This is a genomic window from Companilactobacillus nuruki (assembly GCF_002872255.1).
Lineage (GTDB): Bacteria > Bacillota > Bacilli > Lactobacillales > Lactobacillaceae > Companilactobacillus > Companilactobacillus nuruki.
Genome location: NZ_NIPR01000062.1, coordinates 1 through 555, shown reverse-complemented (window position 1 = coordinate 555; position 555 = coordinate 1). Strand labels below are relative to the sequence as shown.

General features: G+C 28.8%; 1 protein-coding gene. It reads left to right on the top strand.

The features are described 5' to 3' along the window. A partial coding sequence (locus tag CBP76_RS13710) for a hypothetical protein (protein WP_217350224.1) occupies nucleotides 1–555 on the top strand: 555 nt, incomplete at both ends.

Sequence of the window (555 nt, the reverse complement as noted above, 5' to 3'; positions counted from 1 at the left end):
AAAAAAGGAAGAAAAGAAAAAGAGAGAGGCGGAAGAGAAAGAGGAGTAGAAGAGAAAGGGCAGGAGAAGAAAGGAAAGAAAAGAAAAGGAAGAGGAAAGAAAAGAGAGAAAAAAAAGGAAAAAAAAAAAGAGAAGGAAAAAGAAAGGAAAAAGAAGAAAGAGGAGGAGAGAGGAAAAAAAAAAAGAGAGAAAAAGAAGGAGCGGAGGAAGAGTAAGAAGGGGAGAAGAGAAAGGATAGGGGAAGAAAAAAGAAAAGGAAAGGGAAGAGAGGAGAAGGAAAAAGAAAAAGAGAGAAAGAAAAAAAAAAAAAAAGAAAAGAAGAAAAAAAAAAAGGAGAAGAAAGAAAAAAGAGAAAAGAAGAAAAAAAAAAAAGAAAAGAAGAAAAAGAAAAAGAAAAAAAAAGAAAAAAAAAGAAGAAGAGAGAAAAGAAAAAAAAAGAAAAGAAAAAAAAAAAAAGAAGAAAGAAGGAAGAGAAAGAGGAGAAAAAGAGAAAGAAAAAAGAAAAAGAGAAAAAAAAAAAGGAAAAAAAGAAAGAAAAAAGAAAAGAAAAAGGAA